The following is an 831-nucleotide window of genomic DNA, read 5'->3' on the forward strand; positions in this document are numbered from 1 at the left end:
TAGGTCATGTTGACAAATGGCGGAGCCAGAGGCGGATCGATGTTATGTCGATGAAGCCCAGGAAACTCTCCGCCGTTTTGTCATAGCGTGTTGCAATCCGGCGTGCGTTCTTGAGCTTGTTGAAACAGCGCTCGACGAGGTTGCGCAAGCGATAGAGGGAGTGATCGACGCCGACGCGCATCTTTCGTGACTTGCGCATGGGGATCACCGACAGAACATTTCGTTCGTCCATGGTTTTTCGAATGCTGTCAGCATCATAGCCCCGGTCCGCCAGCAGGGCGCTCGGCTCGGGCAGGTTGTCGGCCCTGACCAGATCGAAGCCGAGATAGTCCGATGTCTGTCCCGGCGTGATCTCGGTTCTCATGGGCAGACCTGCCGCGTTGACGCGGAGATGGATCTTGGTCGTGAAGCCACCCCGAGAACGGCCGAAACCCTGTCGCGGAGTCCCCCTTTAGCGCCCGCTGCCTGATGGTGCGCGCGGATAACGGTGCTGTCGATCATTTGAAGGGCATCTGGCACCGCCCGACTTTGGTTCAGTGCGTCCATGATGTCCTCCCACAACCCCGCCAGCGTCCAGCGCCGAAACTGACGGTAAACGCTCGACCATTTGCCGAATTCTTCAGGCAGGTCACGCCACGGCGCACCTGTGCGGGCAATCCAGAAAATACCATCAAGAACAAGGCGGTGGTTGGTGGGTTTGCGCCCATTCGGCGCACGGGCTGCCAGGATAAACCGTTCAAAGAACGCCCACTCCTTGTCCGACATCAGGTCTCGTGCCAAGCTGGTCTCCATAACAGATACCAGCTTGAATCACGCCTGCGAGCCGATGGG

General features: G+C 58.8%; 1 protein-coding gene. It reads right to left on the reverse strand.

Annotated features, from left to right (window positions below; translation table 11 throughout):
- Positions 1 to 4: 4 nt before the first annotated feature.
- Positions 5 to 792 (reverse strand): IS5 family transposase gene (locus BKY27_RS19820; RefSeq protein WP_146636325.1). Its coding sequence is split into 2 segments (ribosomal slippage): positions 5 to 453 and positions 453 to 792, totalling 789 coding nucleotides; the frame shifts between segments, so codons are not numbered across the junction.
- Positions 793 to 831 lie beyond the last annotated feature (39 nt).

It is taken from the genome of Nioella nitratireducens (genome assembly GCF_001879715.1).
GTDB classification, from domain to species: Bacteria; Pseudomonadota; Alphaproteobacteria; order Rhodobacterales; family Rhodobacteraceae; genus Nioella; species Nioella nitratireducens.